We start from the raw sequence: 22,325 nt of genomic DNA on the forward strand, positions 1-22,325 counted from the left end.
AGGGTCAAAACGATAATGATCCCACGCATATCACAAGCACCGCACGTCAGTGAGGTCGCACAGAAATTCTTGGATACATTAAAGGCACAAGGATTTACCGGAGATGTTGCCAGCAGTTATGCCGATCGTCTGACAATGGCGACGGATAACAGTATCTATCAACTCTTACCACAGGCTGTCGTTTTCCCTCGATCCAGTGCAGATGTGGTTTTACTGGCTCGAATTGCAGGTGAAAAAGAATATCAGAATTTGACATTTACTCCACGTGGTGGCGGTACAGGCACAAACGGTCAGGCGCTTAATGATGGTATTGTGGTGGATATGTCTCGTTATATGAATCGAATCCTTGAGATTAACCCGGAGCAAGGTTGGGTCAGAGTTGAAGCGGGGGTGATTAAAGACCAACTGAACCAATATTTGCGTCCATATGGTTATTTCTTTTCACCGGAGCTTTCAACCAGTAACCGTGCAACATTGGGCGGTATGATTAATACCGACGCATCCGGTCAGGGCTCACTGGTCTATGGTAAAACTTCTGATCATGTTCTTAGCCTACGGGCAGTTCTATTAGGGGGGGAATTACTTGACACCCGCGCCATGGATATAGTCCAGGCGGAATCGATTGCGCAAGAAGATTCGGTTACCGGTCGCATTTATAACACAGTGCTTAGTCGTTGCCGTGAACAACGTGAACTTATCGTTGAAAAATTTCCCAAACTTAATCGCTTTTTGACCGGTTATGATTTGCGCCATGTTTTCAGTGACGATATGAGAAAGTTTGACTTAGGCCGTATCTTAACCGGTTCAGAAGGAACGCTAGCCTTTATTACCGAAGCGGTTTTGGATATTACCCCGCTGCCAAAAGTTAGGCGGTTGGTGAATGTGAAATATGGTTCATTTGATTCTGCACTGCGTAATGCTCCTTTTATGGTGGAGGCAAAGGCATTATCGGTTGAGACCGTGGATTCCAAGGTGCTGAATTTAGCGCGTGAAGATATCGTCTGGCACTCAGTTAAGGAATTGATCACGGATGTTCCTAACAAAGATATGCAGGGGTTGAATATTGTTGAATTCAGTGGCGATGATCAACCTTTGATAGATCGGCAAGTAGAAACACTTTGTCAGCGCCTTGATGAACTGATGGATGGTAATCAAGCTGGCGTTATTGGTTATCAAATTTGCCGAGAGTTAGCTGATATTGAGCGTATTTATGCAATGCGCAAGAAAGCGGTTGGCTTGTTGGGTAACAGTAAAGGTGCGGCGAAACCCATTCCTTTTGTAGAAGATACGTGTGTGCCGCCACAGTATCTTGCTGATTATATTGCGGAATTTCGGCAGCTATTGGATAGCCATCATCTCAATTATGGCATGTTTGGTCATGTGGATGCGGGGGTGCTGCATGTTCGGCCGGCGCTGGATATGTGCGATCCTCAGCAAGAGATACTGATGAAACAGATTTCTGATGAAATTGTCAGTCTCACCGCACGTTATGGTGGTTTGTTGTGGGGAGAGCATGGTAAAGGGTTTCGCGCTGAATACAGCCCGGCATTTTTCGGTAGCATCTTGTATGAAGAATTACGCCGGATCAAGGCCGCCTTTGACCCGGATAACCGCTTGAATCCAGGTAAAATTTGTCCTCCGATGGGGGTTGATGCCCCGATGATGAAAGTCGATGCGGTTAAGCGAGGAACGTATGACCGGACAATTCCGATAAATGTAAAGAATACATTCCGTGGCGCTATGGAGTGTAATGGGAATGGGCTCTGTTTTAATTTCGATGTAAAAAGCCCGATGTGTCCATCAATGAAAGTGAGTCAGCAGCGTATCCATTCGCCGAAAGGACGCGCGACACTCGTGCGTGAATGGCTGCGTCTTTTGACTGAACAGGGTGTGGACCCGACGCTATTGAAACAGGGATTAGAACAAAAACGACCAAGTTTGCGTGGGTTGATTGAAAAGACTCGCAATAGCTGGCAGGCATGGCGCGGGGAGTATGACTTTTCTCACGAAGTGAAAGAGGCAATGTCTGGTTGTCTGGCATGCAAAGCTTGTTCAACGCAGTGCCCGATTAAAATTGATGTTCCATCATTTCGTGCACGTTTTCTTGAGTTATATCACGGTCGTTATTTTCGCCCTTTACGTGATCATATCGTGGCGAGTGCGGAAAGCAGTACGCCATTAATGGCTAAGGTTCCTCGGCTATTTAATTTCTTCCTGAAACAGCCGTGGATGCAAGAATTGAGTCGCCGGACTATCGGCATGGTGGATTTACCTCTGTTATCCAGCCCGACGCTGCACCAACAACTGGCGGGTCATTATGCACTTTCGACCACACTGGAACAGCTTGAAAAAATGGAACAGGTTCATCGTAACGAACATGTGTTGATCGTTCAGGACCCGTTCACTAGCTATTACGATGCTAAAGTTGTGGTTGATTTTGCCTGTTTGGTAGAAAAATTGGGATATAAACCCGTATTGCTGCCATTTTCTCCAAACGGCAAAGCACAACATATCAAAGGTTTCTTATCCCGTTTTGCTAAAACGGCCAAAAAGACGTCAGATTTTTTGAGCCGGGTTGCTGAGTTGGGTATTCCAATGGTCGGTGTCGATCCAGCGCTGGTACTGTGCTACCGGGACGAATATAAAGAAATTCTGGGAGAGCGGCGTGGCAAGTTTGAGGTTCAGCTTGTTCATGAATGGTTGATTAATACCTTACCAGAGAAAAGTGACCGTGAAGAAAGATCCGGTGATAAATGGTATCTATTTGGACATTGTACCGAAGTGACTATGCTACCGGGCAGTAGTCAACAGTGGGGAAAAATTTTCCATCGGTTGGGTAGCAAGCTGGATAATATCAGTGTAGGCTGCTGTGGCATGGCTGGAACCTATGGTCATGAAAACAAAAACATAGAACACTCTATTGGTATCTATAAATTATCCTGGCAACCTGCCTTGCAGAAATTACCCTTGGAGCGTTGTTTAAGCTCCGGTTATTCCTGCCGCAGTCAGGTTAAGCGGATAGAAGGGCAAGTACTTAAGCATCCGTTGCAAGCTTTATTGGAGATAATCCCATGATTTGGAAACGTGATATTGGACTGGATAGCCTGAATCAAGTAAATAGCCAATGTATGATGGGCCATCTGGGCATAAAAATCACGCATATCGGTGATGACTATATCGAAGGCACAATGCCGGTTGATTATCGCACGCGTCAGCCATTTGGTTTATTGCATGGCGGGGCATCTGTTGTGCTGGCAGAATCACTCGGTTCTTTAGCTGGGTATCTCTGTTCCGAAGGTGAGAAAAAAGTTGTTGGGTTGGAAATCAATGCTAACCATATTCGGTCGGTTCGTAGTGGTGAAGTGAAAGGCGTATGTAAACCTCTTCATATTGGCCGCAATCACCAGGTGTGGCGAATTGATATTTTTGATGAGCGGCAACATTTGTGCTGTACCTCTCGATTAACCACATCAGTTTTGCCTGGATAAAATACAAAAAAAGTAGAAGTAGGTTATTGGTGTGGAATAACCTACTATTTAAGTGAAAAAGTTATTTTTATAATATCATTGCTTATGTGATCTGTTTATATATCTGATGAATTTGAATGTCGAATAGAATGGATATGGTGAATTATATTAAAGGGATTGATATCGAAATAGATAAAAATTTCCTTTTATTTAAATCTATAAACGCCGGTATATATCAATTAATGCTAAAATTTCAGCGATTTTAATTTGTGTCATTTTCGCTGGAATTTATACCGAATATCAGCAGTAAATCACAAGTCAGGGATGGCTTACTGTAAATAAACTGAGAAATATAATGTAATATATATATAGATATATGTATTTTGCTTTGATATATTCTGGGCGGGCGCTTGAGACTATCTGTTTCTGGCGTGCTGGAGCGGATAGAAGAAAGCCCCAAATGATCTTTCAATCAATTTGAGGCCTATTCTTTATGCTTCACAACATAAGACTAGCCTCTTACACGCCGAAAGGCAAGGAGACGCTAACTATGAAACAGCAAAAAGCGGTACTTATCGCTATTATCGTTATCTGTATTGCCGCTTTAGCGGCTATGATGGTCACGAGGAAGGATCTCTGTGAGGTTCGCATCCGAAGCGGCCAAACGGAGGTTGCTGTTTTCATGGATTACGAACCCAAGTAAGAGCAACGGCGGGGAGTAATCCCCGCCATCTCTAATGTTGTTGAACATGGCTCTCAAGCGCCCGATCACCAACTATTAATTGCTATCCCGTCATTTTATCCATATTTTTATAATATCACGGGTTATTTGAATTGATTATATATATTCGATAAATTTAAATGTCGAGTGTAATATGAATGGTGAATGATATTAAAAGAATTAATATTGGAATAGGTAAAAACCTAATTGCAAATTTTTATTCAAATCTGTAAACGCCAGTATATATCAATTAATCCTAAAATTTCAGCGGTTTTAATTTACGTTTAATTCCATTTAAATATGAAGGGTGCCTGAGAACTAAGTCATAACAACATCTCCCTTGTTATCCATGTGAACAGGAGTAACGTCACACAAATAATGATCAAACTAAATATTGCGATTTTTTGCGGCTTCATAGCCTTCTCTCCTTGCTTTTTGCCAGATAAGAGGCTAGCCTTATGTTGCTTATGCATAGGAGTAGCCTCATTTCGATTTATAGTCGGATGGGGCTTTTCTTTTTCTGCCTGAAACATAATTTCTACTTAGAACATAATGCTCAAGACAGAAAGTCTCAAGCACCCGGAGGCAGTATACGTTTATTCGCATGAGATGCAAGATCTTGAAAAGATTTATTATGGTTACGTAATACCTTCGAATTAAATTAGCAGCTAGTAAAGCTATTAATAAAAAAAGGAAAGAGTGTTGAAAGTGGAATATATAGATAAACTTGTTTCTTAATGCATTTAATTAATTGCGTCGATTAAATAGAAATTCTATTTGCATATATTATCATCATAATGACAACCTCTATTTTGCATCTCCGGCTAACTATGTCAATTTTATCTGGCTGGCTGCTATTTTCATACTGGGGAAGGAATTACTCTCCCGTATATCTAAAAGCTCACATCAAATGGTATTTCTGATGAACTTTTTGTGCTTTTTTCTTACGCCAATAAGTAAAAAATAGCACAATTGATCAAACTAATAATTTATAGATAAAACAGTAAATTAAAGATATGCCTTCATGTGAAATGAACATAAATAATCGTATTTGTATAAAATTTGTACTGTTCAAGGTATATCCTCTTAAAACAAATGGTTGAAGTGATAAAGGTTATCATTACCATTGTACGGGAGGAGAACTCTCCGATAACGGCGGTAAAAATGGCTATAGAACAAATGTGAGGTCAACTATGACAAATAGTGTTGAAACCTTTTCTCTGAATGAAACCGCATGGCAGGGAATTACTATCACCGCGAGAGCCGCAGCGCAGATCCTGAAATTGATGCAGCAAAACCCACAAAGTAAGGGATTATATCTGGGGGTTAAGCAGTCAGGATGTGCCGGCTTTGGCTATGTGTTTGAGATGGTTAACGATCCAGCACCTGATGATCTAAGGTATGGAAATGAAGGTGCATGTCTATATGTCCCTCTGAAAGCCATGCCATTTATCGATGGTACTGAGGTGGATTTTGTCCGTGAAGGTTTAAATCAGATATTTAAATTCAATAATCCAAAAGCACAACATGCCTGTGGGTGTGGTGAAAGCTTTGGTATATAAGTGTACCAATATATGTCTCAGAGCAATGTAGAAATCAGTGATGATGTGCAGACTTGGCTCAGCGCTCATCGTTATAAAGAAGGCTTCTTTACTCAGGTAGCGACGGATGAGTTAGCTAAGGGTTTGAGTGAAGATGTTGTGCGGGCCATTTCCGCAAAACGCAATGAGCCCGAATGGATGCTTGAATTTCGGCTGGCGGCTTATCGCCATTGGCTAGGAATGGAAGAACCTCATTGGTTGAAAGCGAATTATCCCAATCTTGATTACCAGGACTACAGTTACTATTCAGCGCCTTCATGCGGCGCTTGTGGTGATAGTTGCAATTCACAATCTGGCGCTGTTCAAGGAACAGGAGCGGAGCAAGCTAATAGCTATTTAACTGCGGAAATTGAAGAAACATTTGATAAGTTGGGTGTTCCTGTACGGGAAGGTGAAGCTGTTGCGGTAGATGCTATTTTTGACTCCGTTTCTGTTTCAACAACCTATCGGGATAAGTTAGCGAAAGAAGGTATTATTTTCTGCTCATTTAGTGAAGCGATACAGGAATATCCCGGATTAGTCCGTAAATACCTCGGCAGCGTGGTTGCAAGCCACGATAACTTTTTTGCCGCGTTGAATGCCGCGGTGGCTTCTGATGGTACCTTTGTTTATGTACCAAAAGGGGTTCGATGCCCAATGGAGCTATCCACCTATTTTCGTATCAACGCTGCGAAAACGGGCCAATTTGAGCGAACTATCCTGATTGCCGATGAAGGCAGTTATGTCAGCTACATAGAAGGGTGTTCCGCACCGGTGCGTGATAACTATCAGCTTCATGCTGCTGTTGTCGAAGTGATTATCCATAAAGATGCCGAAGTGAAATATTCCACTGTCCAGAATTGGTTTTCCGGTGGTGACAGTGCCGGGGGAATTCTCAACTTTGTGACTAAAAGAGCGTTATGTGAAGGCGAAAATGCCAAAATGTCTTGGACTCAATCGGAAACAGGTTCCGCAATTACTTGGAAATATCCCAGCGTGATCCTGAAAGGGGATAACTCGATTGGCGAGTTTTTCTCCGTTGCTCTGACTAACGGTACTCAACAGGCAGATACCGGTACCAAGATGATCCACATTGGCCGTAATACCAAATCAACCATCATTTCAAAAGGTATTTCGGCTGGCCGTAGTCAGAACAGTTATCGTGGGTTGGTTAAAATATTGCCGGGAGCGGAAAATGCCCGTAATTATACCCAATGTGATTCCATGTTGATTGGTACCGAATGTGGCGCGCATACATTCCCTTATGTAGAAGTACAGAACAATACGGCGCAATTGGAGCATGAAGCGACAACCTCCCGCATTGGTGAAGATCAATTGTTCTATTGTTTACAACGTGGCATTAGTGAAGATGATGCGATTTCCATGATTGTTAATGGGTTCTGTAAGGATGTGTTCTCTGAACTTCCCCTTGAATTTGCCGTTGAAGCACAAAAATTGCTGGCGATCAGCCTTGAACACAGTGTCGGATGAGTTTTCCCTGTTTCCCTTTTTTATGACAGAACGTTAAGTCGTTCGAAGGCATGTAATATGTTAAGTATTAAAAACTTACGAGTCAGTGTCGAAGGTAATGAAATCCTAAAAGGATTAAATCTTGAAGTTAAACCGGGTGAAATTCATGCCATTATGGGGCCGAATGGTTCCGGTAAGAGTACATTATCAGCAACGTTAGCTGGCCGTGAAGAGTATGAAATCGATGAGGGTGAAATCACCTTTAAAGGAAAAGATTTACTGGAATTTGAACCGGAAGAGCGAGCCGGGGAGGGGATTTTCCTGGCTTTTCAATATCCGGTGGAAATTCCGGGTGTCAGCAATCAATTTTTCCTGCAAACCGCAGTGAACGCTGTTCGCCAATATCGTCATCAGGAGCCGCTGGATCGCTTTGATTTTGCCGATTTTATCGAAGAAAAAATTGAATTGTTGGATATGCCACCGGATTTGCTGACACGTTCAGTCAATGTCGGTTTTTCCGGTGGTGAGAAAAAACGTAACGATATTCTGCAAATGGCCGCGCTGGAGCCGACACTTTGCATTCTGGATGAAACAGATTCAGGGCTGGATATTGATGCACTGAAAATTGTGGCTAATGGTGTGAATTCCCTACGTGATCCAAACCGCTCATTCATTATTGTGACCCATTACCAACGTATTTTGGATTATGTCAAACCTGATTTTGTGCATGTACTTTATCAGGGACGAATTATTAAATCCGGTGATTTCAGTTTGGCGAAAAAGTTGGAGGAACAAGGTTATGGCTGGCTTATTGACCAACAGTGAAAGAGCTGAAAAGGTGCGGCAAGTTGCAGAACGTAACCAGCAAGCATTAGTCCGTTTTGCTGATTTGTATCACTGCCGTCATGGTGAAGATTCATTTCATGCCAGTTTGCATTGGCAATGGGTCACTCAAACCGGTTTTCCTCAATTCAAACATGAAGATTGGCGTTATACGCCGCTGGATAAATTGTTAAATCAGCAATACAGCAACAAAACTTGGGAATTGACAGTAGCACAATGCGAACAACTGGCGATTCCAATGGATTGTTGGCGTGTCGTTATGGTGGATGGTTGTTTTTCACCCTTACTGAGTTCCTGTGAATTTGGACCATATCAGCTAAATTTACTGGATAACAAAAGTGGGCTTCCGGCGCCGATACAAGGTGAGATTTTTCTGCACCTGACAGAAAGTTTGGCCCAACAGCCCTTGGTTATTACGTTAAAGGCTGGACAAGTGGCAGAAAAGCCCCTTTACCTGTTGAATATAACCAGTGGTCATCGTAGTGAAGCATTGAATACCAGCCACTACCGCTACCACATCGCTGTAGGCACGAATGCGAGTGCCAGCGTGATTGAACACTTCGTCAGTATTGATGGACAACAATCTCATATGACAGGAGGCCGACTGACTGCGGAAGTGGGGGATAATGCCCATTTCACCCATATAAAACTGGGGGTTGAGAATAGTGCAAGCTATCACTTTGCGCATAACGATATTGTGATTGGTCGTGATGCTCAAGTAAAAAGCACCAGTTTTTTATTAGGCTCTGGGCTTGGCCGACACAATACCAGTGTTAAGTTGAATGGCGAAGGGGCGAATTTGTCGTTGAACAGCTTACTGTTGCCACAAGGAAAAGAGGTCGCTGATACTCGTACTTATTTGGAACATAATGAGGGGCATGGTGAAAGCCGCCAGTTGCATAAAACCATTGTGATGGATCAGAGCAAAGCGGTATTTAATGGCATGATTAAAGTAGCGCCTCACGCATTGAAAACTGACGGAAAAATGACCAATAACAATTTGTTGTTAGGTAAACAGGCGGAAGTGGATACCAAACCCCAACTGGAAATTTACGCTGATGATGTGAAATGCAGTCATGGTGCGACCGTTGGTCGGATAGATGAAGAACAACTGTTTTATCTGCAATCACGCGGCATCAGCCGACATGATGCAGAACATATGATGGTATTTGCTTTTGCCGCGGAGCTGACTGAATCTATTGAAGATGAATCCCTGAAGGCCGTTGTTATGAAACATATTAAGCACCGTTTAGCGAGAATGGAAAAATGACTTTTTCTGTAAAAAAGGTGCGGCAAGATTTCCCGGTGTTAACTCAACAGGTTAATGGGCATCCACTGGTTTATCTTGATAGTGCCGCCAGTGCTCAGAAGCCGGTTTCGGTTATTGAACGAGAAAATGAATTCTGTTTGTACCAGTATGCGGCGGTTCACCGGGGAATTCATACCTTGAGCTCTGCGGCTACCCGGATGGTTGAAGATGTTCGCCACCTGATGGCGCAATTTATTCATGCTCAAAGTAATGAAGAAATTGTATTCGTCAAAGGTACGACGGAAGGGATTAACCTGATTGCTAACAGTTATGGCCGCAAATTTATCAATAATGGCGATAATATTGTTATTACTGCAATGGAGCATCACGCCAATATCGTTCCGTGGTATATGCTGGCAGAACAGATAGGATTTGAAATTAGAGTATGGCCATTGAATGAAAATGGCGAGTTGGATCAAGCGGTTTTAGCCTCTTTGATTGATTCACGTACTAAATTACTCTCTTTTACTCATCTCTCTAATGTGCTTGGCACAGTGAATCCTGTACGTCAAATCATAGAACAGGCAAGAAAACTGGCTGATGAACAGGGAAGCCGGTTACATATTCTGGTCGATGGTGCTCAAGCCATTATGCATAAGCAAGTTGATGTGCAGGATCTGGACTGTGATTTCTATGTTTTTTCCAGCCACAAATTATATGGCCCAACAGGCATTGGTGTGCTTTATGGGCGCAAATCCCTACTGGATGCTATGCCACCTTGGGAAGGGGGTGGTGCGATGATAAAACAGGTCAGCCTGCAAAAGGGGATAACCTATGCAGAACCACCGTGGCGATTTGAGGCAGGGACCCCAAATATGGTGGGAATTATTGGGCTTGGTGCTGCTGTTGATTATGTCACTTCGCTTGGGCTGGATGAAATTCAGCAACATGAACAGGCACTGATGGATTATGCAATGGCGCGGCTAAAAGAGGTCAGAACCCTGAAATTGTATGGTCCTGAACAACGTCAGGGAGTTATTGCTTTCAACCTTGGTCAACATCATGCTTATGATGTGGGAAGTTTCCTTGATCAATATGGAATAGCGATCCGTACCGGGCATCATTGCGCTCTTCCTTTAATGGAGCATTACCACGTTTCCAGCATGTGTAGGGCGTCATTGGCGATTTATACCACGCAAGACGATATTGATGCGCTTGTTGTTGGATTGCAGCGAATAGAAAAGTTACTGGGTTGAGCCGGTTATAGATCGAAAGAGTGATAAGGAAGAAGTCATGGTAAGTTTGCCCGACGTAAATAAATTGTTACATAATTTTTCCCGTTGCCAGAACTGGGAAGAAAGATATCTCTATATGATTGAACTGGGGGCGAGGTTGTCTCCTCTTACTGACGAACAACGCCAGCCTGAATATTTAATTGCAGGTTGTCAGAGTCAGGTATGGATACTGCTGAGAATGAATCACCAAAACAAAGTGGAATTTATTGGTGACAGTGATGCCGCTATTGTTAAAGGATTGGTTGCGATTGTCTTTATCCTGTTTCAAGAGAAAACTCCCCAGGAGATTCTGGATTTGGATGTGACTGAATATTTTGGAAAATTGTCTTTGGAGCAACATCTGACCCCCTCACGCACACAGGGGTTACATGCGATGATACGCGCCATCCGAAATAGGACAAGTAAAATGGTTTAAATATCGGTCTTACGTGTTTCTTTCGCTACTGATAATATGTACGGCCAATAAGGCTTCAACCTTTTACACTTAAATTTATTCGATAACATTCAGAAGTCATTCCAGGAAGCAAGCATGAAACGAGTTTTAACGTTTATTAGCGTGTTATTGTTCAGTGGGCTAACTAATACAGTCAGTGCCACGGAATATACTTTGCCAGAGGCCAATAGTCGTTTAATTGGCGAAAATACGACATTGGTTGTACCCGATGATGGACGTTCTTTAGAGGCCATTGCTGCCGAATATGAAATTGGTTTATTGGCAATGCTGGAAGCTAACCCAGGTACCGACCCTTATTTGCCTGCTCAGGGTTCTGAACTGATTATTCCATCACAAATGTTGTTGCCTGATACACCGAGGCAGGGGATTGTGATTAACCTTGCAGAACTCAGACTCTACTATTTTCCTAAAGGAAAAAACAAAGTTATCGTCTATCCGATTGGTATTGGGCAACTCGGTCGTAATACGCCAGTGATGACAACATCTGTTAGTCAGCTAATTAAAGATCCAACTTGGACGCCGACTAAGAATATCCGTAAACATTATGCTGAACAGGGGGTTATTTTACCTGCGGTTGTTCCTGCTGGCCCGGAAAACCCTATGGGTGCATTTGCATTGCGCTTAGCTGCCGGGCGAGGAGAATACTTGATCCACGGCACTAATGCTGATTTTGGTATCGGTCTGCGGGTGAGTTCGGGCTGTATTCGTTTGCGCCCTGATGATATTGAAGCGCTATTCAACGCTGTTCCCCGAGGAACACGAGTACAGATTATCAATGAAGCGGTTAAGTATTCCGTAGAACCAAATGGTGAGCATTATATTGAAGTACATCAGCCGTTGTCTAAAAAAGAGGATGATGATCCACAGACATTACCTATTGTCCGCTCAGCCGATTTGAACAAGTTCATTGATAATAGCAAGACAGATAAGAATATTGTTGAACAAGCGATGGTACGTCGTTCTGGTCTGCCGGTGCTGGTAAGTAAAGGTATAGAGCCTGAAACACAACAGGACTTATCAGAAGAGAATATAGCGCGGATGGAAGACGATGTTAAAGGAGCAGAACAGGAAGTGAATAACGATGTATCTGAATCGTTTAAATTACCGCCGTTATATCAGCCTGGGCCAATCTATCGGGAAAATTAATATTTTATTGCGGACAAGGAAGTCAGCAAATATTTATCTGACAGAATCTGATGATAAAAAAACGGCGCACAGATGGATTGCGCGCCATTTTTGTACATAATTACAAAAAATTATTTTTTGTAGGAACGAACTTGATTATCCAGACGCTGATTCGCACGAGCTGCATCGTCTTTAGCGGCTTGAATGTCAGTACGTACTGCGTTCACGTCATTGCTCAGTTGATCAACTTTTGCATTCAGAGTCTGAATATCAGAAGTCAGTTGGTCAACCTTAGCAGTGCTTGAACAACCAGCCAACAGAGTAGAAGCCAGAACTACTGCACCCAGTACAATTTTAGTACGATTCATTATAATACCCTCTAGATTTAAGTTAATCTCCAAGTAGCCATGTAAGTATTACACAAAGTTTTTTAGAAAGAGAATAAATTTTTATCATGAAAACCAATTATTTCAATTTTTCTCTTTAGTAAGCGGATAATTTTCATCTAAATGTAAAAAAACAAAACCATTGAGTAACATTTTAATCAAAAAAAGCCTATTCCATGAGGGAATGATATTCTTCGAAATAATTTTAGTTAAAAATTCTTATAAATAAAAAATACAATATCTTGGTCATCTTGCATCTATTGAACCATCGGGACATCTCTTTAATGAAGTCATTTTTTATACATAAATTTAGGGTTTCTCTTAAAACAAATTTGTTAACTGAATCTTATTGTAGATGAATAACTTGACAATGTTCAGGTTGAATCCTAGGCTCGAATTCAAACTGGTAAGAGGAGTTTGTTATGTTAACTGATCAATCTAACGAATATTTTAACATCAGCATTGACAACGGAGTCGCTCATTTACAACTCAGTCGTCCCGAAAAGGCAAATAGTTTGGCGCTTGGGTTCTGGAAACGGTTTCCTGAGGCAATAGAGCAACTTAGTCATTCAGGTGAAGTGCGGGCAATGGTGATCTCTGCGCAAGGAAACACATTTTGTGGTGGGCTTGATCTGCAAATCTTTGCTTCTAGCAAAGAGGCTAATACGACTAATCCTGCTGAGCGGGAAGCGATGCGGTTCAACTTATTGCAAATGCAGGAGGCGATAAGCGTATTGGAGCGTGCCCGATTCCCTGTTATTGCCGCCGTACAAGGCGCTTGTCTTGGGGCAGGTTTTGATTTAATTGCTGCATGCGATTTTTGTTTTGCTGCTGAAAATGCGAAGTTTCGGATAGAAGAAACCAATATTGGTATGATGGCTGACTTAGGTATTCTTCAACGTTTGCAACATTTGATTCCTGGAGGTATGGCCCGTTATCTTGCCCTGACTGGGGATACTCTGAGTGCGGTTCAGGCTCATGATTTTGGGCTGGTGGTAAAGGTGTTCCCTTCTACGGAGACATTAATTGAAGGCGCTCTCGCGACTGCCCGGCGTATTGCTGATCGGCCTCCAGTTGCTATTAGCGGGGTTAAACGGGCCATGCTTTACAGCCGTGATCATGGTGTCTACGAATCGTTGCAACAAATAGCACTTTTGCAAGCTTCGATATTTAGTCGTCAAGATATCTTGTGCTCGATTCAAGCGAAAGCGACTGGAACAAAAAGTGAGTTTCAGAACTTAAGCGAAGTCGGTAAAGCTTTCGATGAGCCATGATCAAGGCAAAGATGTTGATGATATGTAAAGAGGGTTCTCTACAAATGATGTAGTGCTGGAAAATGTCATCATTGTTGAGGGTTAAGCCATTTTCTGACCGTGAGAAAACAGAAAATGGCATTATTATTAATATTAACTAGCATATAAGTGGATGGAATAATTTGATTCATAATAATAAATATGTTAATAATATTCCTATTTTTATTTAATTCTGATTAATTATTCCTGTTGTTATTTATTGTTAACAATATGTAAGACATTTATAAAATATTATTCTTGTTCAATCTTATTTTATGATCTTGATTAATGGTCGGATTGTAGAGGTAATAGTTAATGATGAATTTGTTAATAACGTCGTGTTAAAGGGTATAGTATTAAAAGGTATAGCATTAAAAGGAATATTTTTGAGGAATGAGTTAATCTATGGTTATTTTATTTTTGCATGTTATTGCATGAATATGAACATCAATAGAAATCAAGGCGAATGGAAATAACAAAGGTACATTATTACATTTTAAAGTTGTTAATATCTGGGTGAATAACCGTAGGGTTTTATCTGTGTGAATTATTTTTGAAAAATATGTATTATGACTGATTATTAAATATATTCTATCCTGAATGGATAATTTAAAAATCGGAATTAAAAATAGTGATTTTAAATTTTTTTGTAATGACAAATAGGAGAAATAAGATTATTTCATCACTCACTTAAATAGATGGAATGGAAAGAAATATGTGAGTATGATAATTGGGAAAATAATTTAATATTACATTAAATTAGCGGAGAAAATCAGATATTACATGCCCTGAAACACCGTTATATATACGGTGTTTCAGAAATAAAGCGACCTATTAAATTAAAGTACGTGAACAGACGACGTGTTGGTTGTGCCACTTGGAACTAGGGCGCCAGATACCATAACCACGATTTCACCTTTCTTCGCCAGGCCACTCGCTAACGCCGCTTCTTTACCAATGCGGTAGAAATCATCGGTAGAGGCGATTTCTTTAACAATTTGGGTAGAGACGCCCTTAACAAGCAGTAATTGGCGGGCAGTCACTTCATTAGTCGTTAATGCCAGAATGGGGGCGCCAGGGAAATACTTACGAATGGATTTGGCAGACTTACCGCCATAGGTTGCGACCACAATCAGAGGGGCCTCCAGTTTTTCTGCTGTTTCAACCGCACCACGACACACCGCTTCGGTCACGCGCAGGTTACGGCAATTGACAGCTTCGATACGGCTTGGCATTACGCGGTCTGTACGCTCACAAATCGTTGCCATGATAGTCACCGCTTCTATTGGATATTTGCCTTTTGCACTTTCACCGGAAAGCATAACTGCATCAGTACCATCCAGAATGGCATTAGCGACGTCTCCAGCTTCAGCACGGGTAGGACGCGGATTTTTAATCATAGAATCGAGCATTTGAGTTGCAGTGATAACAACTTTGCGAGCGATATTACATTTTTGAATCATCATCTTCTGGGCGAAGATCACTTCTTCAACCGGAATTTCAACGCCCAGATCACCACGAGCAACCATGATCCCGTCAGAAGCTTCCAAAATTTCATCAAAATTATTCAGACCTTCCTGATTTTCAATCTTAGAGATGATTTGAATATTTTCACCGCCGTGTGCTTTCAGATGTTCACGGATTTCCAGAACATCGGAGCGTTTGCGGATAAAAGAAGCGGCGACAAAATCAACACCTTGTTGGCAACCGAAGATCAAATCTTGCTTATCTTTTTCAGCCAGGGCAGGCAGGCTGATGGAAATACCCGGCAGATTGACACCTTTATTTTCCCCCAAGTCACCGTTATTCAAAACTTGGCAAATAACTTCTGACTGAGTGACCTCTTTAACTGTCATGCCGATCAAGCCGTCATCAACTAGCACGGTATTACCGGGAGCCAGATCCGCGGGGAAACCACTGTAAGTGACAGCAACACGGTCTTTATTACCGATAACGGAAGTGTCAGTGGTAAAAGTGAAGGTCTGACCTGAGGTTAGAGAAACATCATTCCCGCCTTCCAGCTTCATAGTTCGAATTTCAGGGCCTTTAGTATCCAGCAAAATAGCGGCTTGTTTACCTGTCTTAGTCATAACTGAACGGATATTTTGAATACGCTGGCCGTGCTCTTCATAGTCTCCGTGTGAAAAGTTGAGGCGCATAACATTCATGCCGGCATTCAACAGTTCGGCTAGTTTTTCTTCGGATTCTGTTTTTGGTCCGATAGTACAAACAATTTTGGTTTTTTTCATGACAATCTATCTACAGGTTTTAATTGAATAAAATAGTGAACCACCCACTTTATGGTTTGCGCGGATACCATGTGGTGTTGAACGTTGCGCAGCATCATTAAGGACAAGTGGTGGGGAAAACATACGGTGCTTTTCGTGTGAGGTTAGGCGCATGTAATTATGCGAGCTTATATACCCGTTATCTTCCAAGTTGCCTCTTTGTTGGTAACTTTTCAGTGTCCGGCAAATCAATAAGCTGAAACCATTCAACCCTAAATTGCGCCGTATTATAGAGACTTATTTCTGTGAAATGAATCGAAAAATGATTATACCCTTCATCTTTCAAGCTGCTGCTTTGTTGGCAGCTTTCACTCACCCCAGTCACATAGTTATCTATGCTCCTGGGGATTCGTTCACTTGCCGCCGCGCTGCAACTCGAAATCTATTAGGCATATATCAATTAATTATAACGGTAAACTGGAAAAATGACGCAGATCTTAACAGAGAAGAGTTATAGCTCATTGCGTGAACTGTTTGTAAACAAACAATAGTGTATTTTGACGTGGGAAATAAATTAAGCACAACCAAGAGAGGAGATGATAAAAACAAGAATAGCCATTTGTAGACTTGGTGCGTCCGAGTGGACTCGAACCACCGACCCCCACCATGTCAAGGTGGTGCTCTAACCAACTGAGCTACGGACGCACTGTAAACTGGTGTAATCAACTAAGCAATTGGTGCGTCCGAGTGGACTCGAACCACCGACCCCCACCATGTCAAGGTGGTGCTCTAACCAACTGAGCTACGGACGCAATCTAACTGCCTATACCAATAGGGCTATTTTATTTGCCCTTCTTTGCCATAAAGAGCGAACCTAGGCAGTGCTCAAAATCCTCACGTACTACGTGTACGCTCCGGTTTTTCCGCGCTGTCCGTGTTCAAATTGCCTGCAACAATTACGCCTATTCGGATAGGCACTAAATTGCATTGGTGACAACGGGGATGGATATTAACGGCGAGTTAGCCTTCTGGCAAGGGGAATAATACAAATTATTGTTCAACTGTTCGTATTTACATCTATACCCGTCATCTTTCAAGTTGCCTCTTTGTTGGCTGCACTCGCTCACCCCGGTCACATAGTTATCTATGCTCCCGGGGATTTGCTCCCTTGCCGTCGCGATGCATCTTGAAATCCATAGGGTATATACCCGTCATCTTTCAAGTTGCCTCTTTGTTGGCTGCACTTGCTCACCCCGGTCACATAGTTCGCTATGCTCCCGGGGATTCTCTCCCTTGCCGCCTTGATGCATCTTGAAATCTATTAGGTATATAACAGTGAATTTGTCGTTTATTCCACCAGTTAAGTATTCGTTCCCGGCTTTATGAAAAAGAAATCAGCGGGTTGAGCGTTGTAAAACTACCTCATTTGGCTGTTTTTGTATCCACAAAATACGGGTAAATACCATCACTGCTGATGCAGTCAGGCCAATAATAAAGCCGATCCAGAACCCTTGTGGCCCCATAGCGGGTACAACATAGTCAGTTAATCCCAGAATGTAACCGCTTGGTAGCCCCAAAATCCAGTAAGCGATAAAAGTGATATAAAAGATAGAACGCGTATCTTTATATCCACGTAAAACACCAGCCCCTACAACCTGTATGGAATCAGATAATTGGTAAAGCGCGGCAAATAGCATCAGATGTGATGCCATGATGATAACTTCAGGATTGTCGTTATACATCAAGGCGATCGGTTCTCGCAGAATAATAGAAAAGGTTGCGGTTAAACAAGCAAATACCAAACCAACTATAATTCCGGTATAGGCTGATATCCGAGCATTCTCAATAGATTCTTTCCCTAAATTATGGCCAACGCGGATAGTGGTTGCTGCCGCTAAAGATATTGGGAACATAAACATTAATGAGCTGAAATTTTGGGCAATTTGGTGTCCTGCAACAGCAGTAACGCCTAAAGGAGAGATCAATAATGCCACTATGGCAAATAGGGTAATTTCAAAAAATACCGCCATCGCAATAGGAAAACCGAGGGATGAAATGCGTTTCAGAATATGCCAATTTGGTGCGGCGAAGCGATGTTTAGGGCGGATATCCCTTTGTGATGATGCACGTTTCACATACCAACGCATTAGTAGGAACATAACCCAGTAAACGCTGGCAGTAGCAACACCACAGCCGACACCACCTAAAGCGGGAGCGCCGAATTTACCGTAAATGAATATGTAGTTAATCGGAATATTAATCAACAATCCTAAAAAACTAATCACCATGCCTGGTTTGGTTTTCGATAAACCTTCACATTGATTACGCAGCACCTGATAAAACAGATAGCCCGGCGCACCCCACATTATTGCGTGGATAAATCCAACGGCTTTTTCTGCCAAAAGTGGATCTATATTGTGTTGCCTGTCAATCAGGAATTTGCTGTTGTATAGAATAGCGATAATGATAATGGAGAGGAAAATCGCCAGCCAGAACCCTTGCTGAGTTTGGTTAGCAATGAGACTCCTGCGACCAGAACCGTTCATTTGCGCAATAATGGGTGTTAAAGCTAATAGTAAGCCGTAACCAAATAAGATAACTGGCAGCCAGATCGAGGTGCCAACAGCAACTGCGGACATATCTGTTGCACTGATGCTACCTGCCATAACGGTGTCCACAACCCCCATTGCAGTTTGTGAAAATTGAGCAATAATGACGGGAATCCCTAGAGCGAGCAAACTACGCGCTTCTTTTAAATACTTCTGCACGCATTACACCTTTTTTATAAAGTAGAAAATATTAAGAAAGACATCTGTATATAAGAAACGATTTTCGAAAAATCAATCGCTTACTAACCGGAGTATTGTATCTATTTAATACTATATTACAACAATAATGCTGAGTTTATATTCGAATGATCAGGTGGTATTTATCAATGACAACTTGATATAAACTAATCAATAATTATACACAGTCATTAAGAGGTTCTTCTATGTTTACGGGCATCGTTCAGGGAAAAGCACCCTTGGTTGCTATTGATGAAAAAAGTCATTTTCGGACTCATGTTGTTAAATTCCCGGCTGAATTATTGCCAGGTATTGAAACAGGGGCGTCAGTTGCCAATAACGGTTGTTGTCTGACGGTAACCAAAATAGAAGGCGATGAGATGAGTTTCGACTTAATGAAAGAGACTCTACGTCTGACTAATCTTGGAGATTTACAGCTAGGGGATTATGTGAATCTGGAGCGGGCGGCCAAATTTGGGGATGAAATTGGCGGGCATTTGATGTCCGGTCATATCATCACGGTTGCTGAGATAGCTAAAATTTTCACTTCAGAAAATAATCATCAAATATGGTTCCGTATCCATGATAAGCAATTAATGAAATATATCTTGCATAAAGGATTTATCGGCATCGATGGAATTAGTCTGACAATTGGTGATGTAGTTAATAATCGTTTTTGCGTTCACCTTATTCCTGAAACACTGGAACGTACGACATTAGGTAAGAAACGTCTTGGTCAAAAAGTGAATATTGAGATTGACTCACAGACTCAGGCGATTGTTGATACAGTGGAGCGTGTTCTTGCTCAGAAAGAGAGGGAACAGCGGGAACGGGTTGCCTCTCGGCAACCAGAGACATTCGTGGAAGAATGTTTAATAAATGATGAGCGATAGTAGGACTCCGCCCGTCGCTTTCAAATAGAATTAATCGTTGTTAAAAGGGAGTGTTGATCCTATTAATGCTCCTTTTTGTGATGCGCATTGCAGTATTGCTCATGGCTTGTTAATTGATATGGTTTATGTTGTTATTATTGTGTTAATGCGCTTTCTTGTAAAACGCAGGCTAACCCCACGATGATATTTTCAGAGGCTACTTTATGGAAAACCCGATTGAGTTAGATGAATGGCTTGAAGAACCTACACACGATGACGCTGTTGAAATGATGAATGCGCAAGCTGTCGTACCTTTTGGTACAGCACTTTGGCCTCATTAAGGTTCTTTATAATAATAGATACCCCATAAACTTCAAGTTGCGGCTCGCAAGATGAAAGCAGTTTATTATCTCCCCGTGCCACGGCGAGATAATAAATGCATATTGAGGTATGACAAGTATATAAGTAAGGGGAGGTCCCCTTACTTAAAAATAAACAGGATTGTTCTCATGGATAAAAGTCTTGAAAATATGTATCGCTGTTTATCACATCATCCTGCAATTTCAGATAAAGTAAGAAATGATGAATGTATAAAAATATTTATCGGATCTGATACTGAGCATCGCAATATTGCGCAAAAGATGCATATGTATAAAACGGGTTTCGATGTAAGATCTGATTTTGCTTTTTTAGAAGAAACATCAGCAGACGATATAAAACAAAAAATATCCGATTGTGATTTGTTTATTTTTCTTTATGCATCATCAACATTAAAGAATATATCTCCACAAGGACCGGAATATCTAACCAAAATAAGAAGTTTTATTACTGAATCATGGAAGAAATCTGTACTGTTTAAAGATTATGGTCCTCATTTTATTGAAGCATTCAGCGAGCCGCCAGTATCAATAGCAGAAAGAAATAAAAAAATTATTGAATTATCAAGTCGATCACAAAAGGTTCAATATACAGATAATAAAGGGGGCTCGATTGTAGGTTATTTAGAAAAAGGCCATAAATGGACTTCCATTGATGGTAATGGAAATCTTGATGTTATTCCTGGGGAGATAGCAAGCCATATAAAGAACCTTAACGGTAGTGTCAGCTTTAGTGGCACTTTTTTGAGTACTGCACCCTTTGCTATAAAGTATGGCGTTGTCAATAATATGATGACTATAAATATAAAAGAGGGTGAAATTATTGGGTTTGATTGTGAAAATGATGAATTTAGTCGGGATTTTAATTTATACCTAAACCATAATCACGGAAATAGAATTGTTGAAGAGTTTGGTATTGGTACTAACATGGGTGTGAAAGCGCTTTATGGCAGAAATGCGGGTTTTGAAGAACGGCATCCCGGCTTACATCTTGGTTTAGGTGGTGGAGTAAAAGGGAGTCATCATTTAGATTTGATATTTTCTGGTGGAAAAATAGCATTTGATCAAACAGTTTTTTTTGATAATGGTTATATGAGTAATTTCCGTTAGTGAGAAACAGAGCGATCTTTTTAAATTTAGAATAGGAATTTACCTTTTAATATTTAGAGTCACAAATGGATATGTTGTATTGACTAAAAGCTACAGTGGAAATCTGTAGCTTTTGGTTAATTATCGGGCTACCCGTAACCCGCCTTCAATACCTTTTAGACTGAATATGATTTGCCATAATTGGATATCGCGAGCACGAAATGCACCTGCACAGGCATTCAGGTAATAGCTAAACATGCGTTTAAATGTCGGACTATAGTTATCTTGTATTTCAGGCCAGCAGGCAATAAATCTTTCATGCCAGGCCATCAATGTGCGGTCGTAATCTGCGCCAAAGTTATGCCAATCTTCCATAACAAAACAGCTTTTGCTGGTGTGAGCTATTTGCTCAATCGAAGGCAGGCAGCCATTAGGAAAAATATATTTGCTGATCCACGGGTCAGCACCAGCTTTAGATTTGTTAGAGCCGGCAGTATGTAGCAGGAATAAGCCATCAGGTTTCAAGTTTCTTTGAACAACGTCGAAGTAAGTCGCATAATTTTTAGGTCCAACGTGTTCAAACATACCGACAGAAACAATTTTGTCGAACTGCTCATGTTGATCATAAGTAAGATATTTGAAAGGGAACTAAAAGATAATTATGGGAAAAAACTGGACTAAGTGGGAAGTTATGGAGATTCAATTGTAAATCCTTTTCAGTATTTGAAAGGCAGACCGAACGAGAATCATGCTTAGTCTGCCATCTGATTTTACTAAGCTCAATTAGTTTGACCTGCCTATTCAGATTCGTTATCGAATAACTTACCTTGCAGGTGATCTAGTTCCTCCTTTCGAATACGCTTCACTACGCTGTAAATCCATTGAATAGAAACACCAAACTTGCGAGCCAGATCATGATGATTTTTACCGTTAAACTCGTTGAAAATCTCACGATCACGGAGGCTAACTTTCCAAACCATGCCCATAGGAAAATAGACATTTTGACCGCCCCAAACCTGCATCATATGGTTCGCAACAGCTTCACCAATTTGTTCAGCCAACGCAGGCTCAACATGGATTATTTCACTGAC

General features: G+C 41.5%; 18 protein-coding genes, 2 tRNA genes and 1 pseudogene. 13 read left to right on the forward strand and 8 right to left on the reverse strand.

Annotated features, from left to right (window positions below):
• Positions 1-15: 15 nt before the first annotated feature.
• The 3 genes from ydiJ to D3222_RS10995 all read left to right on the forward strand — a co-directional run bounded on the left by ydiJ (position 16) and on the right by D3222_RS10995 (position 4,170).
• On the forward strand, positions 16-3,075 hold the full coding sequence (gene ydiJ, locus D3222_RS10985) for a D-2-hydroxyglutarate dehydrogenase YdiJ (protein ID WP_118986191.1): 3,060 nt from the start codon (positions 16-18) through the stop codon (positions 3,073-3,075).
• The gene (gene menI, locus D3222_RS10990) at positions 3,072-3,488 is read left to right on the forward strand and encodes a 1,4-dihydroxy-2-naphthoyl-CoA hydrolase (RefSeq protein ID WP_011146847.1); all 417 of its coding nucleotides are present in this window, start codon (positions 3,072-3,074) and stop codon (positions 3,486-3,488) included. Before ydiJ ends, menI begins: the two co-directional genes overlap by 4 nt.
• A 529-nt stretch (positions 3,489-4,017) precedes the next feature.
• On the forward strand, positions 4,018-4,170 hold the full coding sequence (locus tag D3222_RS10995) for a Hok/Gef family protein (protein WP_157975318.1): 153 nt from the start codon (positions 4,018-4,020) through the stop codon (positions 4,168-4,170).
• 341 nt (positions 4,171-4,511) lie between these two features.
• Here D3222_RS10995 and D3222_RS26700 read toward each other — a convergent pair whose 3' ends face one another.
• Positions 4,512-4,721, reverse strand: coding sequence for a Hok/Gef family protein (locus D3222_RS26700; RefSeq protein WP_369973512.1), 210 nt, complete (start codon positions 4,719-4,721; stop codon positions 4,512-4,514).
• Positions 4,722-5,381: 660 nt separating this feature from the next.
• On the opposite strand from D3222_RS26700, the gene sufA reads away from it, so the two are divergent.
• The 7 genes from sufA (at position 5,382) to D3222_RS11035 (ending at position 12,225) form a co-directional block, all read left to right on the forward strand.
• Positions 5,382-5,750, forward strand: a complete 369-nt coding sequence (sufA, locus tag D3222_RS11005) for a Fe-S cluster assembly scaffold SufA (RefSeq protein ID WP_118986193.1) — start codon at positions 5,382-5,384, stop codon at positions 5,748-5,750.
• A 12-nt stretch (positions 5,751-5,762) separates the two neighbouring features.
• The gene (sufB, locus tag D3222_RS11010) at positions 5,763-7,259 is read left to right on the forward strand and encodes a Fe-S cluster assembly protein SufB (protein ID WP_118986194.1); all 1,497 of its coding nucleotides are present in this window, start codon (positions 5,763-5,765) and stop codon (positions 7,257-7,259) included.
• A 57-nt stretch (positions 7,260-7,316) separates the two neighbouring features.
• Positions 7,317-8,063 carry a Fe-S cluster assembly ATPase SufC gene (gene sufC / locus D3222_RS11015; RefSeq protein ID WP_118986195.1) on the forward strand — a complete coding sequence of 249 codons (747 nt, stop codon included), beginning with the start codon at positions 7,317-7,319 and terminating at the stop codon, positions 8,061-8,063.
• Positions 8,038-9,351 (forward strand): Fe-S cluster assembly protein SufD, encoded by a 1,314-nt coding sequence (sufD, locus tag D3222_RS11020; protein WP_118986196.1) that lies wholly within the window; start codon positions 8,038-8,040, stop codon positions 9,349-9,351. The genes sufC and sufD overlap by 26 nt, the downstream gene beginning before the upstream one ends.
• Entirely contained in the window at positions 9,348-10,586 is a 1,239-nt protein-coding gene (gene sufS / locus D3222_RS11025; RefSeq protein WP_118986197.1) for a cysteine desulfurase SufS, read from the forward strand. Before sufD ends, sufS begins: the two co-directional genes overlap by 4 nt.
• Positions 10,587-10,623: 37 nt before the next feature.
• Positions 10,624-11,040: a cysteine desulfuration protein SufE gene (gene sufE, locus D3222_RS11030; RefSeq protein WP_118986198.1), complete on the forward strand. Its 417-nt coding sequence runs from the start codon at positions 10,624-10,626 to the stop codon at positions 11,038-11,040.
• Positions 11,041-11,154: 114 nt separating this feature from the next.
• On the forward strand, positions 11,155-12,225 hold the full coding sequence (locus D3222_RS11035; protein WP_118986199.1) for a L,D-transpeptidase family protein: 1,071 nt from the start codon (positions 11,155-11,157) through the stop codon (positions 12,223-12,225).
• Positions 12,226-12,335: 110 nt separating this feature from the next.
• Here D3222_RS11035 and D3222_RS11040 read toward each other — a convergent pair whose 3' ends face one another.
• A complete protein-coding gene (locus D3222_RS11040) occupies positions 12,336-12,572 on the reverse strand; it encodes a major outer membrane lipoprotein (protein ID WP_036805405.1) in 237 nt (78 codons plus the stop codon).
• Between the two features lie 440 nt (positions 12,573-13,012).
• Here D3222_RS11040 and D3222_RS11045 point away from each other — a divergent pair, with 440 nt between their 5' ends.
• Entirely contained in the window at positions 13,013-13,864 is an 852-nt protein-coding gene (locus tag D3222_RS11045) for an enoyl-CoA hydratase-related protein (protein ID WP_118986200.1), read from the forward strand.
• An 857-nt stretch (positions 13,865-14,721) separates the two neighbouring features.
• Here D3222_RS11045 and pykF read toward each other — a convergent pair.
• From pykF to D3222_RS11080, 4 genes are all read right to left on the reverse strand, one after another.
• Entirely contained in the window at positions 14,722-16,131 is a 1,410-nt protein-coding gene (gene pykF / locus D3222_RS11055) for a pyruvate kinase PykF (RefSeq protein WP_118986202.1), read from the reverse strand.
• 607 nt (positions 16,132-16,738) lie between these two features.
• Positions 16,739-16,815 (reverse strand) — tRNA-Val (locus D3222_RS11065).
• 30 nt (positions 16,816-16,845) lie between these two features.
• Positions 16,846-16,922, reverse strand: a tRNA-Val gene (locus D3222_RS11070).
• Positions 16,923-17,504: 582 nt separating this feature from the next.
• The gene (locus tag D3222_RS11080; RefSeq protein ID WP_118986204.1) at positions 17,505-18,878 is read right to left on the reverse strand and encodes an MATE family efflux transporter; all 1,374 of its coding nucleotides are present in this window, start codon (positions 18,876-18,878) and stop codon (positions 17,505-17,507) included.
• 224 nt (positions 18,879-19,102) lie between these two features.
• On the opposite strand from D3222_RS11080, the gene D3222_RS11085 reads away from it, so the two are divergent.
• The gene (locus D3222_RS11085; RefSeq protein ID WP_118986205.1) at positions 19,103-19,789 is read left to right on the forward strand and encodes a riboflavin synthase subunit alpha; all 687 of its coding nucleotides are present in this window, start codon (positions 19,103-19,105) and stop codon (positions 19,787-19,789) included.
• A 488-nt stretch (positions 19,790-20,277) separates the two neighbouring features.
• Positions 20,278-21,255, forward strand: a complete 978-nt coding sequence (locus tag D3222_RS11090; RefSeq protein ID WP_118986206.1) for a leucyl aminopeptidase — start codon at positions 20,278-20,280, stop codon at positions 21,253-21,255.
• A 120-nt stretch (positions 21,256-21,375) separates the two neighbouring features.
• On the opposite strand, the pseudogene D3222_RS11095 reads toward D3222_RS11090, so the two are convergent.
• Both D3222_RS11095 and D3222_RS11100 read right to left on the reverse strand, forming a co-directional pair.
• Positions 21,376-21,858 (reverse strand): annotated as a pseudogene (locus D3222_RS11095) (class I SAM-dependent methyltransferase); the annotation flags it as partial.
• A gap of 173 nt (positions 21,859-22,031) precedes the next feature.
• Positions 22,032-22,325, reverse strand: a 294-nt coding sequence (locus tag D3222_RS11100) for a Mor transcription activator family protein (protein ID WP_118986207.1), incomplete at its 5' end; no start/stop codon positions are given.

This window comes from Photorhabdus sp. CRCIA-P01 (assembly GCF_003545805.1).
Classification (GTDB): domain Bacteria; phylum Pseudomonadota; class Gammaproteobacteria; order Enterobacterales; family Enterobacteriaceae; genus Photorhabdus; species Photorhabdus antumapuensis.